The sequence below is a fragment of the Collinsella sp. AF37-9 genome (assembly GCF_003475115.1).
Lineage (GTDB): Bacteria > Actinomycetota > Coriobacteriia > Coriobacteriales > Coriobacteriaceae > Collinsella.
In genome coordinates this window covers 1-19524 of the sequence record NZ_QROQ01000035.1, presented here as the reverse complement: position 1 = coordinate 19524, position 19524 = coordinate 1, and the positions used below count along the sequence as shown (strand labels likewise).

General features: G+C 60.2%; 19 protein-coding genes. 5 read left to right on the top strand and 14 right to left on the bottom strand.

Features of this window, described 5'->3' with window-relative positions; genetic code table 11:
- The first annotated feature begins 422 nt into the window (after positions 1-422).
- From DW024_RS09100 to gltA, 4 genes are all read left to right on the top strand, one after another.
- The gene (locus DW024_RS09100; RefSeq protein ID WP_118377533.1) at positions 423-1550 is read left to right on the top strand and encodes a hypothetical protein; all 1128 of its coding nucleotides are present in this window, start codon (positions 423-425) and stop codon (positions 1548-1550) included.
- A gap of 351 nt (positions 1551-1901) precedes the next feature.
- Entirely contained in the window at positions 1902-2531 is a 630-nt protein-coding gene (pth, locus tag DW024_RS09095; RefSeq protein ID WP_199576956.1) for an aminoacyl-tRNA hydrolase, read from the top strand.
- A gap of 357 nt (positions 2532-2888) precedes the next feature.
- Positions 2889-3728: a sulfide/dihydroorotate dehydrogenase-like FAD/NAD-binding protein gene (locus DW024_RS09090; protein WP_118377532.1), complete on the top strand. Its 840-nt coding sequence runs from the start codon at positions 2889-2891 to the stop codon at positions 3726-3728.
- The gene (gltA, locus tag DW024_RS09085; protein ID WP_089572633.1) at positions 3719-5128 is read left to right on the top strand and encodes an NADPH-dependent glutamate synthase; all 1410 of its coding nucleotides are present in this window, start codon (positions 3719-3721) and stop codon (positions 5126-5128) included. Before DW024_RS09090 ends, gltA begins: the two co-directional genes overlap by 10 nt.
- A gap of 451 nt (positions 5129-5579) precedes the next feature.
- On the opposite strand, the gene DW024_RS09080 is transcribed toward gltA, so the two are convergent.
- The 11 genes from DW024_RS09080 to DW024_RS09030 form a co-directional block, all read right to left on the bottom strand.
- Positions 5580-6203 carry an AAA family ATPase gene (locus DW024_RS09080; RefSeq protein WP_117759545.1) on the bottom strand — a complete coding sequence of 208 codons (624 nt, stop codon included), beginning with the start codon at positions 6201-6203 and terminating at the stop codon, positions 5580-5582.
- Between the two features lie 48 nt (positions 6204-6251).
- A complete protein-coding gene (locus tag DW024_RS09075; RefSeq protein WP_006235796.1) occupies positions 6252-6890 on the bottom strand; it encodes an amino acid ABC transporter permease in 639 nt (212 codons plus the stop codon).
- A 3-nt stretch (positions 6891-6893) separates the two neighbouring features.
- On the bottom strand, positions 6894-7640 hold the full coding sequence (locus DW024_RS09070) for an amino acid ABC transporter permease (RefSeq protein ID WP_118377531.1): 747 nt from the start codon (positions 7638-7640) through the stop codon (positions 6894-6896).
- A 25-nt stretch (positions 7641-7665) separates the two neighbouring features.
- Positions 7666-8535 carry a transporter substrate-binding domain-containing protein gene (locus DW024_RS09065; RefSeq protein WP_233541370.1) on the bottom strand — a complete coding sequence of 290 codons (870 nt, stop codon included), beginning with the start codon at positions 8533-8535 and terminating at the stop codon, positions 7666-7668.
- Between the two features lie 14 nt (positions 8536-8549).
- The gene (locus DW024_RS09060; protein ID WP_118377529.1) at positions 8550-9281 is read right to left on the bottom strand and encodes an amino acid ABC transporter ATP-binding protein; all 732 of its coding nucleotides are present in this window, start codon (positions 9279-9281) and stop codon (positions 8550-8552) included.
- Between the two features lie 319 nt (positions 9282-9600).
- On the bottom strand, positions 9601-10044 hold the full coding sequence (locus DW024_RS09055; RefSeq protein ID WP_006235801.1) for a GatB/YqeY domain-containing protein: 444 nt from the start codon (positions 10042-10044) through the stop codon (positions 9601-9603).
- Positions 10045-10098: 54 nt separating this feature from the next.
- Positions 10099-11319 (bottom strand): peptidylprolyl isomerase, encoded by a 1221-nt coding sequence (locus DW024_RS09050; RefSeq protein WP_118377528.1) that lies wholly within the window; start codon positions 11317-11319, stop codon positions 10099-10101.
- Between the two features lie 217 nt (positions 11320-11536).
- Positions 11537-12001, bottom strand: a complete 465-nt coding sequence (locus DW024_RS09045; protein ID WP_022094213.1) for a PTS sugar transporter subunit IIA — start codon at positions 11999-12001, stop codon at positions 11537-11539.
- A 152-nt stretch (positions 12002-12153) separates the two neighbouring features.
- Positions 12154-12855: a phosphoribosylglycinamide formyltransferase gene (purN, locus tag DW024_RS09040; protein WP_117848440.1), complete on the bottom strand. Its 702-nt coding sequence runs from the start codon at positions 12853-12855 to the stop codon at positions 12154-12156.
- Positions 12845-13948 carry a phosphoribosylformylglycinamidine cyclo-ligase gene (gene purM, locus DW024_RS09035; protein ID WP_117848441.1) on the bottom strand — a complete coding sequence of 368 codons (1104 nt, stop codon included), beginning with the start codon at positions 13946-13948 and terminating at the stop codon, positions 12845-12847. Before purM ends, purN begins: the two co-directional genes overlap by 11 nt.
- A gap of 157 nt (positions 13949-14105) precedes the next feature.
- Entirely contained in the window at positions 14106-15776 is a 1671-nt protein-coding gene (locus tag DW024_RS09030; RefSeq protein WP_117848442.1) for an amidophosphoribosyltransferase, read from the bottom strand.
- Between the two features lie 294 nt (positions 15777-16070).
- Between DW024_RS09030 and DW024_RS09025 the strand changes: the two genes are divergently transcribed.
- Complete coding sequence (locus DW024_RS09025; RefSeq protein ID WP_118377527.1) at positions 16071-17300, top strand: putative ABC transporter permease; 1230 nt, start codon at positions 16071-16073, stop codon at positions 17298-17300.
- A 90-nt stretch (positions 17301-17390) separates the two neighbouring features.
- Here the strand turns inward: DW024_RS09025 and DW024_RS09020 are convergent, their stop codons facing one another.
- The 3 genes from DW024_RS09020 to purE form a co-directional block, all read right to left on the bottom strand.
- A complete protein-coding gene (locus tag DW024_RS09020; RefSeq protein ID WP_117848444.1) occupies positions 17391-17810 on the bottom strand; it encodes a molybdenum cofactor biosynthesis protein MoaE in 420 nt (139 codons plus the stop codon).
- 64 nt (positions 17811-17874) lie between these two features.
- The gene (locus DW024_RS09015) at positions 17875-18873 is read right to left on the bottom strand and encodes a class B sortase (RefSeq protein WP_118377526.1); all 999 of its coding nucleotides are present in this window, start codon (positions 18871-18873) and stop codon (positions 17875-17877) included.
- A 35-nt stretch (positions 18874-18908) separates the two neighbouring features.
- Complete coding sequence (gene purE, locus DW024_RS09010) at positions 18909-19373, bottom strand: 5-(carboxyamino)imidazole ribonucleotide mutase (RefSeq protein ID WP_006235810.1); 465 nt, start codon at positions 19371-19373, stop codon at positions 18909-18911.
- Positions 19374-19524 lie beyond the last annotated feature (151 nt).

Genomic DNA, 19524 nt, shown 5'->3' with positions numbered 1-19524 from the left:
GCGACGGACCTCGGGACGCTCTTACACCACGTCTGCGCGCGCCACCACCCGCCTTGGACAGTTAGTTCAAATTTGTATTTTTCTGAGCGCTCACACGGGTCACTTGATACGCCAAAAGCCCTCTTGTCGGCATAATATTGGCCAATCTCTCTTCTAGCGGACGTCTTCACTATGTCATTTGCTCCATTTTGCCCACTGAACCCTTCAGTAATGGCAAAATGCCCCGGTCGTTTTATACAAATCTGAACTAACTGTCCAGCACCCATCTCGGTCCATACCTTCAAGGCCAAACCAGCGCCCCGCGCTCCGTTTTTCAAGGCCCCTCGCACAATCGCGCTACCGTCCGCGGCACACGACGCTCCTTTGAGCGAAAAGAACGGCACAGCCATATCATTTCGCCAACGGCTGAGTACCTTATAGCTATGACCGCCGTGATCTCACATTTCTCCGCCCTCCGCGCAATTCGCCGCGGTCGACGGGCGTACTCTGCGCTTCCCTGGAGCGCCATCAACGCCGAACAACAAGCACAAGCCCTTGCGGGCTGCGTTCCCAATAAAGACGCCATAGACTTTGCGGCTCTTTCGATGCTTGATGCCTGGAACGAAGACGACTCCGAGCGCTTAGACCTCCTTGTTGCGGATGGTAACAACAGACGCCCCGACGAACGCCTTCTCCAGCACTCCATCACCGCCCCGCTTCCCGCAGGGGCAATCATGCACATCGAAGCCGACATCTACGCAACGTCTCCCGCCATGACAGCCATGTTGTACTCTAGGAATGAGCCCGTAGCCAAGGTCCTGATGCTTCTCATGGAGCTACTCGGCTCTTACTCCCTCCCGCCCGAGGCAACCTATCCCATCGCCCATGACGACACGTGGCCCAAGGCCGATAGCTTCAAAGTGCTGGACGATCTTGATTGCCAGGGCGACCAACCGGCAGCCGAAAAACAAAACGAAACCCGCTACGAGCAGGCACACTACAAATGCGAGCCTGCTACAACCATAAAAGAGCTCGAGGCAGTCGCACAGTTTGCCAAAAGCAGCTCCTACGCCTCGTTTCGCACGGCCGTCAGGCTCGCCCGAGCCGGATCCGCATCCCCAGCGGAATCCTTAATGTTCGCCGTCCTAGGCGCACCCATGCGTTTTGGCGGATTCGGATGTTGCAGCCTGCCCATGGGAGGCCTGCTACTCAACCATCGAATCGACTTCGATACTCTTGCGGTCAACATGTCCTCGGGCATCCTCTATGCCATCTGCGACCTATATTGCCCGGCAGCCGGAGTCGACAACGAATACAACGGAATTGGGCATGAGCTTCAAAACGCTCGCATCCACGATGGCAATCGAAATAATGGCCTCAAGGCCATGGGCATCCACGTCCTGGTTATCAATCGCGACCAAATGAAAGACCTTGTTGCACTCGAAGCCTTCGCCCAAACGATGCATCGACTCACAGGAGTCCGATTCCGGTACCGTATCAAGGGCTATCGCAAGCGTCAGGCCGCTTGGCTCAACGCTCTGCGGGCCGGAACCGGCCTCGCGCCGGTCTAAACGGCGAATCACCCGTGCGCCGTCGAGCAGGGCTGGGCAGTTAGTTCAAATACGTATAAATGGACGCATTGAATTAGACTGTTTTGCAGCTATCTCTATACCATTCGCCCTATTTGAAGGCAGGGTAGACTTCAAAACAACGCCATATGGACTAACTAAAGCTCCAAAACAACGTATCGGCATTGAATTGAGTAATTCGAGTCCTCAGAACTTATACGTATCTGAACTAACTGTCCACCTCGGATTTCGACGTCCGTCCAAACGCCCCCAAACGCCCTCAATTACCCTCCATTTGACAGCGGCAACAGGGTCGCTCACCATAGCAGGCGACAAATCAACGAAAGGATGAACATGGCAGCTGCACAGCCGCTTAAGATTCGCATGGTTGCCGGACTTGGCAACCCGGGCGAGGAATATGCCGAAACCCGCCACAACGCCGGCTTTAAGGCGATTGACGAGCTGGCCCGTCAGGCCGGCGTCACGTACTGGAAAAACCAGGCCGGCGCCGAGGTCGCGCTCATCAACATCAACGATCCCGAGGAAGAGGGCGGTAAGCGCCAGATTGTACTGGTCAAGCCGCAGTCGTACATGAATACCTCGGGCGGCCCCATCTCCAAGCTCTGCCGCGAGTACAAGATCAAGGCCGAGGAGCTGCTCGTGATCCACGATGAGCTCGACATTCCCGCCGGCGACGTACGTGTTAAGGTGGGCGGCGGCCATGCTGGCCACAACGGCCTACGTTCCATCATCGACAAGATGGGCAGCCGCGACTTCAGCCGCATCCGCACCGGCATCGGCAACCCTCCCGGCAAGATGGCCGTCGCAGACTATGTGCTCAAGCAGCTACGCGCCCGCGAGGCCGAGGACTTCCAGGACACCTGCGCCCGCGCGGCCGACGCCGCAGGTCTCGCCATCGTGCACGGCGTGATCTATGCCCGCGACCACGTCAACGGCTCCGCCTCCGCCAACGGCAAGCACTAAAACCTACCATTTAGGGATGTTAATTTTGGCAGTTTTATGTGCGAAAACGCCGCCGCGGCCGCATCGCAATAAGTCCTGCGCCGCCATACATATGCAGCGCCCCATAGGGGGCCGGCCCCACCGATGCGCGAGGCCGGCCCCCTTTGTCGTTTTGCCTGATAAAACCTGCCGAAATAAACCTGTCCCTTTTTGGCAGGTCACTTTTCCGCCTGCCGAAGATACACGTAAACAGCATGTCCATGAGGGTATAATTTGCACCGTATGTCTGCACAACGCCTGTGCGCGTACGGTTTTATTCGGGCTGCCGTCCATTTCCGTGGAGGCACGGTTCGGCCGCCCTAACAAGAGAGGGGTTCTATGTATAAGATCCTGGAGAAGACGCAGTTCTCGGAGAAGGTGTTCAAGTTCCGCATCGAGGCGCCCGCAATCGCCAAGCATGCGCACGCTGGACAGTTCCTCATGGTTCGCGCCAACGAGACGGGCGAGCGCGTCCCGTTTACCCTGGCCGGCTGGAACGGTGACGAGGGCTGGGTTGAGTTCATCTTCATGGTGATCGGCAAGACCACCGAGATGCTGTCCACCTACGAGGCCGGCGAGTCGCTGCGCGACGTCGTGGGCCCGCTGGGAGTTCCCACCGAGATGGCCGAGGGCCCCTGCGCCGTCATTGGCGGCGGCGTCGGCCTGGCAATTGCCTTCCCGGTCGCCAAGCACCTGGTCGAGACCGGCCACGAGGTGCACGCCATCATGGGCGCTCGCACCAAGGACCTCCTGCTCATGGAGGACCAGTTCCGCGAGCTCCTCGACGAGGACCACATCCACATCACCACTGACGACGGCTCCTACGGCGAGCAGGGCGTTGTCACCGCTCCGCTGGAGCGCCTGCTGCAGGACAAGGCCGTGAGCCAGGTCTTCTGCGTCGGCCCCGTTCCGATGATGAAGTTCTCGACCCTCACCGCCCAGAAGTACGACACCCCCATCATCGCGTCGCTCAACCCCATCATGGTTGACGGCACCGGTATGTGCGGCTGCTGCCGCGTCGAGGTGGGCGGCGTGACCAAGTTCGCTTGCGTCGACGGCCCCGACTTCGATGCCACCCTGGTCGACTGGGATGACCTTCGTGCCCGCCAGGCCGCTTACCGTTCCGAAGAGGGCGCGTCCCTCAAGGCCTATGAGGAAAAGAGCTGCGCATGCCACTAGTTAACGGTCGTTTCGTTGCCGATATGAAGTCGCCCCGCACCCCCGATAACGAGGAGCCGGCTGCCGAGCGCGCCTGCGACTTCCGCCCCGTCGACAAGGGCTTCACCGAGGAGATGGCGCTGGCCGAGGCCGAGCGCTGCCTCAACTGCAAGAAGCCGTTCTGTGTTGAGGGCTGCCCCGTCAACATCAACATCCCCCGCTTTATCGAGCAGATCCGCGCGAAGGACTTCGGCGGCGCCCTCGATACCATCCGCGAGGACTCCATGCTTCCCGCCATCTGCGGCCGCGTCTGCCCGCAGGAGAACCAGTGCGAGGGCAAGTGCATCCGCGGCAAGAAGTCCGAGCCCGTGGCCATCGGCCAGCTCGAGCGCTTCCTGGGTGACCGCCCCGAGCTCGCCTCCACGCCCAAGATGGCCCCCAAGAACGGCAAGAAGGTCGCCGTCGTCGGCTCCGGCCCGTCCGGCATCACCTGCGCCGGCGAGCTCGCCCGCAACGGCTTTGACGTCACCGTCTTCGAGGCATTCTTCACCGGCGGCGGCGTGCTGGTCTACGGCATCCCCGAGTTCCGTCTGCCCAAGGCAGTCGTCAAGCGCGAGATCGACGGCCTGGAGGACATGGGCGTCAAGTTTGAGTACAACTCCGTCGTGGGCAACATGGCCACGGCCGAGGAGCTGTTCGAGCAGGGCTTCGACGCCATCTACGTGGCAACCGGCGCCGGCCTGCCCAAGTTCCTCAACGTCCCCGGCGAGAACCTGCCCAACGTCTTCTTCGCTAACGAGTACCTCACCCGCGTGAACCTGATGAAGGCCAACAAGTTCCCCGAGTACGACACCCCCACCAAGCACGGCAAGAACGTCGTCGTCTTTGGTGGCGGCAACGTGGCTATGGACGCCGTCCGTACCGCCAAGCGCCTGGGTGCCGAGCATGCCATCATCGCCTACCGTCGTACCGAGGACGAGATGCCCTGCCGTCGCGCCGAGCTGCACCATGCTAAGGCCGAGGGCGTCGAGGTTCTGCCGCTCGTCTCCCCGCTCGAGTTTGTCGCTGGCGAGGACGGCTCCGTGTGTGCCGTCAAGGTCCAGAAGATGGAGCTCGGCGAGCCCGACGAGTCCGGCCGTCGTCGCCCGGTGCCCATCGAAGGCGCCATCGAGGAGATCCCCTGCGACGTCGCGATCTCGGCTATCGGCACCAACGCCAACCCCTTCGCTGCCAAGATCGGCGGCAAGATGGAGCTCAACAAGTGGGGCTACATCGTCGCCGACGAGGAGACCGGCCAGACCACCGATCCCCGTATCTGGGCCGGCGGCGACATCGTCACCGGTGCCGCTACGGTCATTCTGGCGATGGGCGCCGGCAAGAAGGCCGCCGCTTCCATCACCAAGAGCCTGCTGGGCGAGTAATCACCCACAGCGCTAGCCATCAAACGGCAAAGTCCCCGTCGAGCACACGCCCGGCGGGGACTTTTTCTATGCCGACCACCCCAACCACCACGATGGGGCAGACACCTTTGTGGTGGTTTGGGACTTGCCCGGTCGTTTTGTCTCAATCTGTAACAGCTGGAGTCCGTTGAGCCCTGCAGTTGTTACAGATTGAGATATTGTGCCGGCCGGCCACGCTGCATCTCAATCTGTAACAGTTAGAGACCAAATATGCCGCCTGGTGTTACAGATCAAGACGTTGGGCTGACGGCCGAACGGTTCATCTCAATCTGTAACAGTTAGAGCCATTTTCGCTGGCTTGGTGTTACAGATCGAGACTATGCAAAAGCCGAGGATAGGCACTGCCGCCAAGACCTTCCCCTCCGCCTAAAACAAACCACCACAAAGGTGCCTTTGTGGTGGTTTTGATTGGCTAGGCTTCGAGCTGGGCGACTTTGTAGCGGTAGGCAGCGGCGATAACGTCTTTGCAGCCTTCGCGGCCCAGCTTGGCGCGATTGACGACGATATCCTTACCGCTCGTCATCTTCCACTTGCCGGCGCTGTAGCGCTTGTAAAAAGCCTCACGCGCCTTCTGCTGTTGCTTGACCAGCTTGGCGCCCTTCTTTTTATTAAGGCCACGCTTCTTGCGCACAATCTCGACGCGATCCTCAAAGGGAGCGGTCACCAGCACGGCAATGTGGTTGGGGTTGTTGCGAAGCAGGTAATCGGACAGACGGCCTTCGATAATGCAGCTCTCGGTCTCGCCCAGGTCCAAAATCACCTGGCTCATCTTCTGGAACAACTTGTCCGAGTACGAACGCGCATCGTAGCGGTCGGGCAGAAACGCCATGTTCTCCACGGCCAGACGCTCGTCGTAGGCGGCCATCTTATCGAGCGACTCGCCCGCGCGCAGCGACGCACGCACCAGCAGCTCGTTGTCATACAGCGGAATCCCCAACTCGTCGGCAAGCATGCGACCAATCTCGTGGCCCTCGGCGCCAAAGTCGCGCGCGATGGTAATGACCACAGGATTCTTCTTATTCTCCAGATCGCTCATCGCGATTCCTTTCTCTATGTGACAAAGGGGCTGTCCCTTTGCCACATTCTACGCTGCCACCATTCGCCTCTGATATGCGCGAACCAGCAGCGAGATACCAAAGTTGAGCACAAAGTACATCGCAAACACCAGGCCGTAGAGCATAAGCACCTGCGACAGGTCGATCGCGTGGGCCATCACGACGTTTGCCGTGTACATGAGCTCGGCCACGTTAATACCCGAAAGATACGAGCTGTCCTTGATGACGGTCGTGCACTGGCTAAACAGCGCCGGAATGATCGTCTTAAACGTCTGCGGCAGAATGATGTAGCGCATGGTGGCAAAGAAGCCGAAGCCCTGGCTCTGCGCTGCCTCAAACTGGCCGCGCGGAATCGAGTTGAGACCGCCTCGCACAATCTCGGCCATAACAGCGCTGGTAAACAGCGTAAAGGCGATGGTCGAAATCACAATGTCCAAACCCTGCACAGTAAAGTAGATAAACAGGATCCACAGCAGGTTCGGCGTGCAACGGAACAGCTCGATATAGGCACTCACCAAAATACGGAACGGGCGGGGCGCATAGCTTTTAACGAGCGCCAGCACCGTGCCAAAGATGAGCGAGAAAAAGATCGACAGCGCCGAGATCTCGATCGTCTTAACAAAGCCGCCCCAAATGTAGAGCAGGTTGGTCGCGTTGAAGATTTCCATGCGCTAGGCCTCCTCTACGTTGTCGAGCCCCAGCTCGGCGATGCTCACGCCGCGCGGACGCTCCTTGGAGCGGCGCTCGAGCCACTGCACCAGCATGGCGAGCGGAAAGCAGATGATGAAGTACATAAGGCAGCAGACGATGTATCCCTGCAGATAACCGTACAGACTCACAAAGTTGTCGGAACGGTACATAAGGTCGCCGCCGGCCACAAGCGCCAGCACCGACGTGTTCTTGACCAAGTTGAGCGCCTGGTTACACAGCGGCGGCAGGATGATCTTGAATGTCTGGGGCAGCACGATGTACCAGTACGCCTGCGCACGGGTGAAGCCCTGGCTCTGCGCCGCCTCCATCTGACCGCGCGGAACCGCCTCGATACCGGTGCGGATAACCTCCGAGATGTAGGCCGCGTGATACAGGCCCACGCCCAAGAAGCCCAGCACGAACGGCGCGATGCGCACCGGCTGGTCGGCACCGGTTATGGCCTGCAAAAACTGCGGACCGGCCATGTACATAAAGAGCACCTGCACGGGCAACGGGGTGTTCTGGTAAAACTCCACGTACACGCGGCTTATGGCGCGCAGCACGCGCGAACGGGTGGTAGAGAACACACCCAGCAGCGTGCCCAGCACCAGCGACAGCAGCAGACCGGCAACGACCACCTGTAGCGTCACGCCAAAGCCCTCCCAGAAGGGCCCCATGTTTTGAAATGTCGTCGACCAACGGTCGGCGTCAAATAATCCTTCGAGCATTTGATTCCTTCCTTGGACGATGCGCCTATACAAGACCCCAGGTCTTGACCTCTTGGTCGAGCCAGCCGTCGGCCAGGCGATCGCAAATCACCTGATCGACCACGGCCGAAAGGTCGCAGCCCTTCTTGGTCGCCACGCCGTAGCCCTGCTCGCCAAACTTGACCTCGGGCTGCAGCAGCTCAACGGTCTCGTTCATGTAACCGGCCAGCGTGGAGCGGTCCATGGCAAAGACGTCGATATTGCCGGCGTCGAGCGAACTCTTGATGATGGGGTAGCCGCTAAAGGCCCTAAACTCGGGCTTGCAGCTAAAGCCGTTGTCCTTGATCATCTGCTCGATCAGGCCCTGCGTGGTGGCACCCTGGCTCACGCCAATGACCTTGCCGTCCAAGTCCTCAATCGAGGTAAAGCCCGAACGCTTCTTGACCATGAGTCCCACGTAGTCGGTGCGGTACGGCGTCGAGAAATCCCAGCTCTTCTTGCGCTCGTCGGTGATGGTGTAGGTCGCCGCGACCACGTCGAGTTGGCCGTTATCGATCAGCGGGCCGCGCGTCTTGGGCGTTACGTCGGTAAACTCGACAAGCTCCTGGGCGCGGGCCTCCTTGTAGCTCACGCCAAAGACGGCAGCGGCGATCTGGTAGCACAAATCGACTTCCATGCCCTCAAAGCGGCCCTTGGCGGTGTCGTAATAGCCATAGCCGGGAACGTCCTTCTTGACGCCGGCATTCAGATGTCCACGCGACTTGATGGCCGCAAGCTTGGACCCCTTGTCGGAGCCCTCGCCGCTGGTGGAGTTGCCGCAACCGGTAAGCGCGGTCCCCGCCAGCGCAAGCATGCCGGCGCCCGCCAGCTGCAAAAAGTGACGGCGCGATACAGCCGCCCTCGTTATATCCGTCATGTCCATCACCGCGCCTAGTGCAGAATCTTGGACAGGAACTCGCGGCAGCGCGGGTTCTCGGGGTTATCGAAGAAGTGCTCGGGCGCGCCCTCCTCCAGGATGCGGCCGTCCTCCATAAAGATGACGCGGTCGGCCACCTGGCGCGCAAAGCCCATCTCGTGCGTCACGCAGATCATGGTGATGTCCTCCTGCGCGAGCTCGATCATAACGTCGAGCACCTCCTGCACCATCTCGGGGTCGAGCGCCGAGGTCGGCTCGTCAAACAGGATGATGGGCTGCTTGGTGCACAGGGCGCGGGCGATGGCGATGCGCTGCTGCTGACCACCCGAGAGATTCTGCGGATACTCGCCGGCCTTATGCGCCATGCCGACGCGCTTGAGCGCGGCGATGGCGATCTCGGTCGCCTCCTCCTTGCTCTTCTTTTGCAGCTTGATGGGCGCGAGCGTCAGGTTACCGAGCACCGTCATGTTGGGATACAGGTTGAACTGCTGAAACACCATGGAGCTATACTTGCGGGCCATCTCCAGGTGATTCTTTTTGGTGAGCGGCGTACCGTCGATGATGACCTCGCCCGACGTGGGCTCCTCAAGATAATCGACGCAGCGGATGAGCGTCGACTTGCCCGAGCCGGAAGGCCCGATCATTACGAGCTTCTCGCCGCGCTTGACGGTGAGGTTGATATCTTTGAGCACATGCAGGTCGCCAAAGTACTTGTTGAGATGCTTGATCTCGATCATGTCTGCCATGGATGTCCCTTCCCTGCGTTTACACGAGTTGAACTATTGTACGGAAAGAACCACGTTTCCGCAGCCCACACTACATCCCCGTAAAGAACCCGCAACCTTCCGCCCACTCATTGGGCACTCATTTAAGTCTGTCCCCAGTGAGCGCCCAACCGCCCTTGTTGAGCATAAGTCAGCGAAAACCCGTACACGCGAGCAAGGTGACGTGAAATGAAAGGGCGCAGACCTTATGGTCGCGCCCTTGAAATTGAACGTCAGATTGCCGCGTGTACGGGTTTGCAGCGTCGAGCCGTTGCGCGGTTTGGTAAAACCGCGCAACAAATTACGCCAGCTTTGCTCCAACGATCTTTGCTGCTGCCGGCTTATCGAAGTTGCCGCCAGTGGCCTTACCCAGAGCGCCCATGACCTGGCCCATCTGCTTCTTGGACGTGGCGCCCAGCTCGGCGATGACCTGCTCGATCAGGGCCTCGAGCTCCTCGCCCGAAACCTGCGCGGGCAGAAGGCTCTCCAGAATCTTGACCTGCTCGGTCAGGTTGTCGGTACGCTCTTGGTCGGTGCCGGCCTTGATGGACATCTCCAGCGTCTCGCTCGTCTGCTTAATCAGACGCTTGATCATGCTGTTGACGTCTTCCTCGGTCACATCGCGGCGCTCGTTAACCTCGATATTCTTCACCTCGGCCTTGACCTGGCGAATGATGGACAGGCGAACCTTGTCCTTAGCCTTCATGGCCGCGATCATTTCCTTCTGCAGCTCTTCGTTGGTCATCTGCAAATCCTCCTCAATAGTGTGGGCGGCACTCACGCGAGCGCCATCCCATGATTACTCAGTCGTCGACGAATTGTCGGTCGAACTCTTGGTGACGCCCTTCAGGCTGACGTTGTACGGCACGTCCTTGGGCATGGGGTTGACGGTGATGTCGGCATCCTTCTTGTACTGCTCCAGCCACTCGCTGTACGCGGTGCTGGCCGCTTGCGTCTTCACCACGTTGGAGACGTACTTTTTGATGGCCTTGGGCACCTGGTTGATGTCATCAACCTGATTATCGACATGGAAGTAGTCGGTGCACTTGATGACGTGGTAACCGTACGTCGACTCGACGACTTCGCTCACGTCGCCCTTGTTGAGCCCCTCGAGCGCCGTCTGGTAGCTGTCGACAAAGGTGGTGAGCTTATCCCAGCCCACATCGCCCTTCTTCTCCTTGGAACCGGTGTCCTCGGAGTACTGTTCAACGGCGTCCTCAAAGCTCAGCTCACCGGAGTTGATCTTGTCCAGGCACTCCTGCGCCTTGGCCTTGGCGGCGGCCTTGTCCTCGTCGGAAGCGTCAGAATCGACCTTGATCAGGATGTTCGACGAGCGACGGGCGTCGTTGTAGCTGGACAGGTTTTCGTTGATGTAATCGACAATCTCGCTGTCCTTGGGCTTGCTCGTGGGCGCGACGGCATCCTTGAGTTTCTGCTGCGCCAGACTCTCCTTGAGTGAGTCCTTGTAGGTGTCCTCGGTATAGCCGTAGGTCTTGAGGGTCTTCTTAAAGGCCTTGGCGCCGCCCGCGCTCTTGCACGCGTCCTTCCAAGCCTTCTCGACCTCCTCGTCAGACACCGTCACGCCGTTCTCCTTCTGTGCCTGTTGAAGCAGAATCTGCTGCGTGTAGGAGTCGATGAGTTGCTTGCGGTACTTCTTGGGCGTGAGGTCGTTGTCAACCAGATACTGCGCCCAATCCTTATCCTTGGTGTAGCCGTAGGACGTGCGCATGCTCATGATCTGCTTGGTCACGGTGTCCTCGGTGAGGTTGGTGCCGTTGATAGTTGCAGCAACACCGCCGGTCAGCTTGTAGCCCGAGGCGTCCTCGGCCTGCGACATAAGGCCGGAGCACGCCATCGCCGAGACGGAAAGCAGCATCGCCAGCACGCCGATGACCACCAGGACGATCTTGACGGTCTTAGACACGTACGTCTTGCGCTGCTTCTTGCGAGAGCTGGAGGCAGCGCGAGCCTGCTGCTCGGGCGTCGGCTCGGGCGCAGGGTTCTTTTTCTTATTTGCCATAGTTGGCCTTTCGCATAACGAATCGAACAAACGCCATTGTGTCACAACGCGGCCCCCGCGGCACGCTTGGTGCATTGGGGGCAGGTTAATCTGCACCATTTTGGTGCAAAGGGGACAGATGTGGCACTTGGGGACGTTCTTTATATGCCGGCACTTGGGGACCGTCCCTTACTGCCGGCAGAAAAGGAACGTCCCCAAGTGCCGACTCAGCCCCACCTTAGAAGTGACGGCGGATGGCGTCGACCATACCCTGGGACGTGGTCTGGCCGAGCACGTCGGCTGCGGCATCGGCGTCCATAAAGATGTTCATGAGCGCCTGCAGGGCCTCGACCTGGCCGCCCGGCTCGGCGATGCCCAGATTGATGACGATCTGCGCCGGCACCGGAGCGCCCATGCCAGCCATAGCGTTGAATGTCACGGGCGCGGCGGGCTTCACCACCGCGATATAGGGCTTGGCCACAAACCCCGGATCGGTATGCGGAATGGCAATGTTTGCCGCCGGCATGGCAAGACCCGTGGGATAGGCATCCTCGCGCGTGCGAACGGCGTCGAGCCAACCGGATGCAATGTAGCCACGTGGTGCAAGCTCGCCCTCAAGCCGCGCGAACACCTCATCCGGCGTCGCACACTCCCAATCAAAAAACACCAGCTCAGGCGTAAACAGTGCTTCGTTATCCGCCATGCGCTCACCTCTCTCATCTAGTCACCTGCGACGTTCTTGAATGACCAGTCGTTAAAGACCGTTCCCGATGACTACCCAAAACAAAAGGTGGCCACGCGCGCCTTGGCGCCAATGACCACCCTGACTACTCGGCTAAATTGTACTGTGCGCCGCTAGCCGCGAGGCGCGTCAATTGCGACCTTGCCGCTCTCCAGCACGTGGACGCGACCGTCGGCGAGCATCTGCACGACCTCGGGATACAGCACGTGCTCAATCGCGTGGATGTGCTCCTCGAGCGTATCGACGTCCCAGCCCTCCTCAACAGCCAGCGCGCGCTGGGCGATGATGGGGCCGTTGTCGTAGATCTCGTTGGCAAAATGCACGGTCACGCCAGTTACCTTGACGCCGCGCGCAAAGGCATCGTCGATCGCATGCGCGCCGGTAAAGCTCGGCAGCAGCGCGGGATGCAGATTGACCACGCGATTGGGGAATGCCGCCAGCAGCGGCGTGTGCACCATGCGCATGTAGCCGGCCATGACCACATACTCGCAACCGCGCTCGAGCAGCTCGTGCGCAATGATCTCGTCGGCGGCGATGGGGTCGGCATAGACATCCTTGGACAGCGTGAGCGTCTGGATGCCCGCGCGCTCAGCGCGCTGCAAACCTTTAGCCGAAGGACGGCTCGACACCACAAGCTCAATCGAAGCGTTGAGCTTGCCGGCGGCGATCAGGTCGATCAGCGCCTGCAGGTTGGTACCCGAACCGCTGATGAGCACACCGATCTTGAGCGGCTCGGCCGTATCGGTGCCGGTCGGACGGGTGTAGGGCACAAAGCCCAGGCTCGCGGCAGCAGTCATCTGCTCGTTAGCGCTCATCGGAGTACACGACCTTACCGGAACCCTCGACGCACTCGCCCACGCGGAACGGCTTCTCGCCCAGCGCGACCAGAGCCTCGGTCACCGCGGCCTCGTCCTCGGGGGCGACGATCAGGCACAGGCCAACGCCCATGTTGAAGGTCTTGCATGCCTCATTGGGCGCGAGCTCGGCCTGGCGCGAGACGTAGGTGATGACGGGCGGAACGTCCCAACCCATCTCGGCGCCGTTACGGGTGACCACGGCGTCAACGTCGTCGGCAAGCGCGCGGTTGAGGTTCTCGGTGATGCCGCCGCCGGTGATGTGGGCGATGGCGTGCACCGGAGCGCCACCGCGCAGCAGCTCCAGAATCGGCTTGACATAGATGCGCGTGGGGGCCAACAGGGCGTCTGCCAGCGAAGCACCGCCGAGCTCCTCGAGCGGACGGCTCAGCTCCTCCGCCTTAGCGGCGGCCTCGGGCGTGCCCGGCTTAATGCCGTCGACGCCGATGACCTTGCGCACGAGCGAGTAGCCGTTGGAGTGCACGCCGGTGGAAGGCAGGCCCAGGATCACATCGCCCGGGCGGACGTTTGCGGGGTCGAGCATCTTGGGACGGTCGACGACGCCCACGGTAAAGCCGGCAAGGTCGTAGTCGGCCGGAGCCATGACGCCGGGGTGCTCGGCCATCTCACCGCCCACGAGCGCGCAGCCCGCGAGCTTACAGCCATCGGCCACGCCCTTGATGATCTTTGCCATGTGCCCGGCCTCGATGTGACCGATGGCAACATAGTCCAGGAAGAACAGCGGCTCGGCGCCCGAAGCCAAAATGTCGTTGACGCACATAGCGACCAGGTCCTGGCCCACCGTCTCGTGACGGTCCATGATCTGGGCAAGCACGAGCTTGGTGCCCACGCCGTCGGTACCGCTAATCAGAATCGGGTCTTCCATATCCTTAAGCGCGGCGGCCGAGAATAAGCCACCAAAGCCACCGATACCGCCGATGACCTCGGGACGGTTGGTGTCCTTAACCATCTGCTTAATAGCGTCAACGGCGCGGCCGCCCTCGGCGGTATCGACGCCGGCATCCTCATACGTCACATGCTTGCTGTCGCTCATCTGAGCCTTCCTCTCCCACTACCGTGGCGCCGCGCGGGCGCCAAACGGTGCTCATAGTTGCGTTCATTTCGGCGCGCGCCATAACAACGCGCGCCGTCATATCAACAAAACAGCAGGTAAAACCTACCAAAATAAACCTGTCCCTACATGGCAGGTTTTAGGCCTCGCCGTGTTCCTCTTCCCAGCTGCGATCGTCGTATTTCTCGACCACGGCGTCGTCATCAACGTGCAGCGGCTTGTCCAGGTTGCGGGGCTTAAAGCCCTCCATGAACTTGTCGCGGCCAAAGCTCTCGGGAATCGCCACGGGGTAGCGGCCGGTAAAGCACGCATCGCAGTAACCGCCCTTGGGCATGACCTTAAGCAGGCCCTCGACCGAAAGGAAGGCCAGCGAATCGGCGCCGATATACTCGCAAATCTCGTCGACCGTCTTGTTGGCGCTGATAAGCTGCGACTGCACGTCGGTATCGATGCCGTAGAAGCACGGCCAGATGACCTCGGGCGAGTTGATGCGGATATGAATCTCCTTGGCGCCAGCGTTGCGCAGCATCTTGACGAGCTGCACCATGGTGGTGCCGCGCACGATGGAGTCGTCGATGACGACCAGGCGCTTGCCCTCGATGTTGTCGCGCAGCGGGTTGAGTTTCATACGCACGCCCATGGCGCGCAGCTCCTGCGTGGGCTCGATAAACGTACGGCCCACGTAGCGGTTCTTGATAAGACCCTCGCCAAAGGGAATACCGCTCTCGTGCGAATACCCCTCCGCGGGCGGCAGGCCGGAGTCGGGCACGCCGATGACCAGATCGGCCTCGACGGGCTCCTCGTGTGCCAGCTGGCGACCCATGTCGTAACGGCAGGCATAGACGCTCTTGCCGTTCATGATGGAGTCGGGGCGGGCAAAGTAGACCTGCTCAAAGATGCAGTTTGCGGGCTCTTCGGCTGCAGGCACGCCCTGCTCGGATACCAGACCCTCGGCGCTGATGCGCAAGATCTCGCCGGGACGGACGTCACGGACGTACTCGGCACCCACGATGTCGAGTGCGCAGGTCTCGGAAGCAACGACCCAGCCGCCGGCGCGCGTGACACGGACGGCGGAGTCGACCGTCGCGGCGCCGTCCTGCGACGGCAGCTGCGAAACGGATGCGGCATCGGCCTGGTCCAGGCCCTCGTCCACCAGCTTGCCCAGCACGAGCGGGCGAATGCCGTGCGGATCTCGGAATGCGTAGAGTGCCTGCTCGTTGATGAGCGTCATGGCGTAGCCGCCGCGCACGAGCTCCATGGTCTTGCGAATGCCCTCGCGCAGATGGCCTGTACGCTGAGTAAAGTAGCCGATAAGCTTAGTCGCGACCTCGGAATCCGAATTGGAGAGGAACGGCACGCCCAGCTCGATCAGCTGGCGGCGCAGCTCGTCGGTGTTAACCAGAGTGCCGTTGTGAGCAAGCGCGATAATGACGCTGTTGATGGTAGAAAGATGCGGCTGCGAGGCTTCCCAGCTCTTGGCACCGGCAGTGCCATAGCGCACGTGGCCCACGGCCAGCTGGCCGGAGAGCGTCGACAGGTCGGCGTTGGAGAACACGCGATCGAGCAGTCCCAGGTCTTTGCGAACCATAACCGTGCCGCCATCACCCACGGCGATTCCCGCCGATTCCTGGCCGCGATGCTGCAGCGCGCGCAGACCAAAGTACGTCAGTCGAGCCACATCGCGATCGGGTGCCCACACACCAAAAATGCCGCATTCCTCATGCAGCTGGTCGGAGTCCGGATCATACGTCGACATGGTCTTCACCTGTCCCGCGGCACGCTCGGCCGCGCGGATGGTTTCTTGAGACATGGCATCCCCTCAGAGCCTCGTTATTTGGCGTTACCTGCCCTATTATACGCACGGCAAGACAAGCACTCCCGCGCATGAACAGCGCTTTTTAAAAGCCCACCGAGCTTATAATCCGTTTTGCAGCCAAACATTTTATTGGGCAGGCGCCTCGGGGCCGACGATCCCGCATACTTCCGTTGCGACGCGTCTTGCCCGCCGTTGGGGCTTGCATTGTTGCAATTGGGACGTTCGTCCTGTCTTTTGGCAGGTCGGCGGCGTATCCTTGTACCTACAGCAAAACGAGAAAGGTTATGTATGGATCGAAACGAACTCGACCCCAGCGTCCCCAGCGCCACGGAGGTCAAGAAGATCCCCCTCATCATTAAGGTATACGCCGTCCTGTGCATCCTGTCCGGCGTGGGCACGCTCCCGTCGGTCGGCGCCTTTATGTGGCAGGTCATCACCGCGCTCATCAACGGCAACGCCGCCGCCAAGCTCGGCGATAACACGCTCGTCGCGGTCGGACTGATTGTCGCCGGCATCATGCTCTCGGCTGCCAGTGCCGTCATCTTGATCATCTTTGGCCTTGACCTCATCAAGAACCAGCGCCGCAATGCCGCCCATCTGTCCTATATCCTTATCGCGTTTACCGTCGTCGAGCTTTTGGTTGACGTGATGCTCCAGGGCATCGGGCCCTTCTTGCTGCGCCCTGCCATCCAGCTCGGCATCCTCGTCGCACTTTCGGCCACCGTCGACCCCACGCTGCGCCAGGAGCGCGAGCTGCAGCGCCGCCTGCAGGAGATGCTCGACCGCGACGCCGCCGCCGAGGGCATGCTCGGGCGCGATGAAACCGGCGAGGGCTACATCAAGCTCAACTACTTCAACCTGTTCTGGGTATTCTTTGTCTGCTGCGTGCTCGGCCTGGTCCTGGAGGATATCTGGCATATGACCGTCAACGATCCGGGTGTCTACCAGGACCGCGCCGGTATGCTGTTTGGCCCCTTCAGCCCCATCTACGGCTTTGGTGCCGTGCTCATGACCATGGTGCTCAACCGCTTCTATAAAAAGAACCCCATCATCATTTTCCTGGTGAGCGCCCTGCTCGGCGCCAGCTTTGAGGTGTTCGTGGGCTGGTTTATGCAGACCGCGTTTGGCGTGGTCTCGTGGAGCTACTCGCACATAACGCTGTTCGGTATGCCCGACCCGCTCGTGGTCCTCACGGGCGGACGCACCTGCACGGGCTTCGCCTGTCTGTGGGGCCTGGGTGGCCTCATCTGGATCAAGCTGCTGCTGCCGAGGCTGCTCAAGCTCATCAACATGATTCCGTGGAAGAGCCGCTACTCGGCTACCGTCATCTTCACCATCATTATGCTGGTCGATGGCGTTATGACGCTGCAGTCGCTCGATTATTGGTATCAGCGCGTCAACGGCACGGAACCGGATATTCCCGTTGCGCAGTTCTACGGCAAGTACTTCGATAATGACTTTATGGAAAACCGCTTCCAGAGCATGACCATGAGCCCCAAGGATGCGACGCGCGTGTAGCGCCCACCGCGCCCAAAACGCAAAATGCCCGCCGGTATCACACGTACCGGCGGGCATTTTTATAAACGAGCCTTCTATCGACGCAAGCCTCTACGCCTCGCGCTCGACCTCACTCACGCATTCATTCTTGATGGTGCCAACGAGCGCCTGCAGCGCATCGACCACGTGCGGGCGAATGTCCCCGCCGATGAGCACGAGCATGATGTCGTCACCTACGGCAAGCTCGCCGCTTGCCAGCCACACGCGCACATAGCCGATACCCGGCATCGCGCGCGTCGCCTCGATGGCGGCCTGTACCTTGCTGGCGTCGTAGCCGAACACCATGCTGCCCACCTTGTGGCCCGGCGCCACGCCATCGGTCTCGACACCGCGCGCCTCGGCCTTGGGCGTCGCGCGCACCACACCGTTATGTGTCAGATACATACCGCACGCAGGTGCCGACGAATCGGCCTTGGCCTCGCGCAGCCAAGCATCAATCGAAGGCATCGTTTTGCCATTCTCGAGCATCATTTCTCCCTTACCGTCGTCGAGTAGCCAATTTGGAACGGGGCTTTTTTAGCTACTCTCGAACAACTTATTCCTCGACCGGCGTGAGCACCATGACGGCACGCGTGTTGCTCAGCGATAACGAACGACAGGTCACAAGCGTTACGACCTTGGTTGCCGAAGCAGCACGATCAGTGGCATCGCTCGCCACGGCAGAGGCACCGTCGAGCATCTCGGACAGGTAGTTCTTGAGCCCGTCGTCGCCCTCAAAATTGGGCGTGCGCGCCTTGGAGTACGTATCCTCAACGACCTTGGTCGCCAGCGGACGCAGCTTATACGTAGCATCCCGTGTGATGTAGTACACATATTCAATGCTATCGAACGTTGCCTGGTCAGTCGTATCCGAAATCACGTTGAACATCGACCCATCGTTCATATGGTGGCCGTAGATCGTGGTCTGCTGGTCAACCATTCCCGGCGCGGTGTCATCGCTATCCAGGAAAATGGCCCCAGATGCATTGGCCGTACCGTCGAACAGCGTGTTGAGGTATTTGGAGTTGTTGTTGGTCTGCACGACGGGATAGTTGATGTTGGTGCCGGGCGCGTAAATCCAACCCACAACCTCGGGATTCGTCTGGGCAAGTGCATCAAAGTCGATAATCGGCACGCCGCTGGCGTCCTTGTCGCTTATATATTGCTTCTCGATTTTCTGATACGAATCGCTCGCCTGCTTATAGCCAATCTGAGCATTGATAAAGATGGCAGCGGCGGCAACAATCAGACCGATGCCCACGATAATGAGCAGAATAGGAATAATGGAGCGGCGCTTTTTGCGCGGCGGTTCGGTGTAATCCGACGGCGCGGCATGCGATGAAGACCGGGGCGGCTTCTTAGCGGTGCTATAAGACGAAGGACGATATGCGGCCGGCGCGTCCTGTCGACGATGCGTCGCCGGTGTCACGGGGCGCGGCGCGCGCGGCTGCTGAGGAGAGGATGTCCGACCCTGCTGTGCCGCACGGGCAGCACCTGGCTTCGACGGATCGGGAATCTGAGAAGCCTTGAATCGTTTTCCCTGATAATCGGACATGGCTCTCCTTATACTGCGGTGAAACGGCGGAACGCTTAGGCGTCAGCCATCTCCTGCTTCATCTTCTCGATAACCTTGCGGTACTCGGGGTCGCAAGCACCCAGAATCTGTGTGGCATAGATGGCGGCGTTCTTGGCGCCGTTGATGGCAACGCAGGCCACGGGCACGCCCGAAGGCATCTGCACCATCGATAGCAGCGAATCCATGCCGCCCAGGTCACTCGTCTTCATAGGCACGCCGATAACCGGCAGCGGCGTAAAGGCAGCCACGACACCACCCAGGTGAGCGGCCTTGCCGGCGGCGGCGATAATCACCTTGATGCCGCGATCGGCAGCAGTCGAAGCCCACTCGTGGACCTTCGCCGGCGTGCGGTGTGCGCTCGCGATCACGAGCTCATAGGGCACACCCAGTGCCTCGAGCTCGGCGGTGCAGCCTTCCATAACGCCCAGATCGGACTTGGAACCCATGATGATCCCGACAACCGGCTTTTGATCTGCCATAAACATAGACCTCCTGTTGAGAGCGGTGACGCAGCGAATCCGCGACCCTTAACTACTGAGAGTAGTATAGCTGCTCCCGTCCCTGCGGTCTTTGTGGTGGCGGCTGAGCCTTTCCCTCGGGAACTGGGCTTCGCGAAGTTTCCCGAGGGAA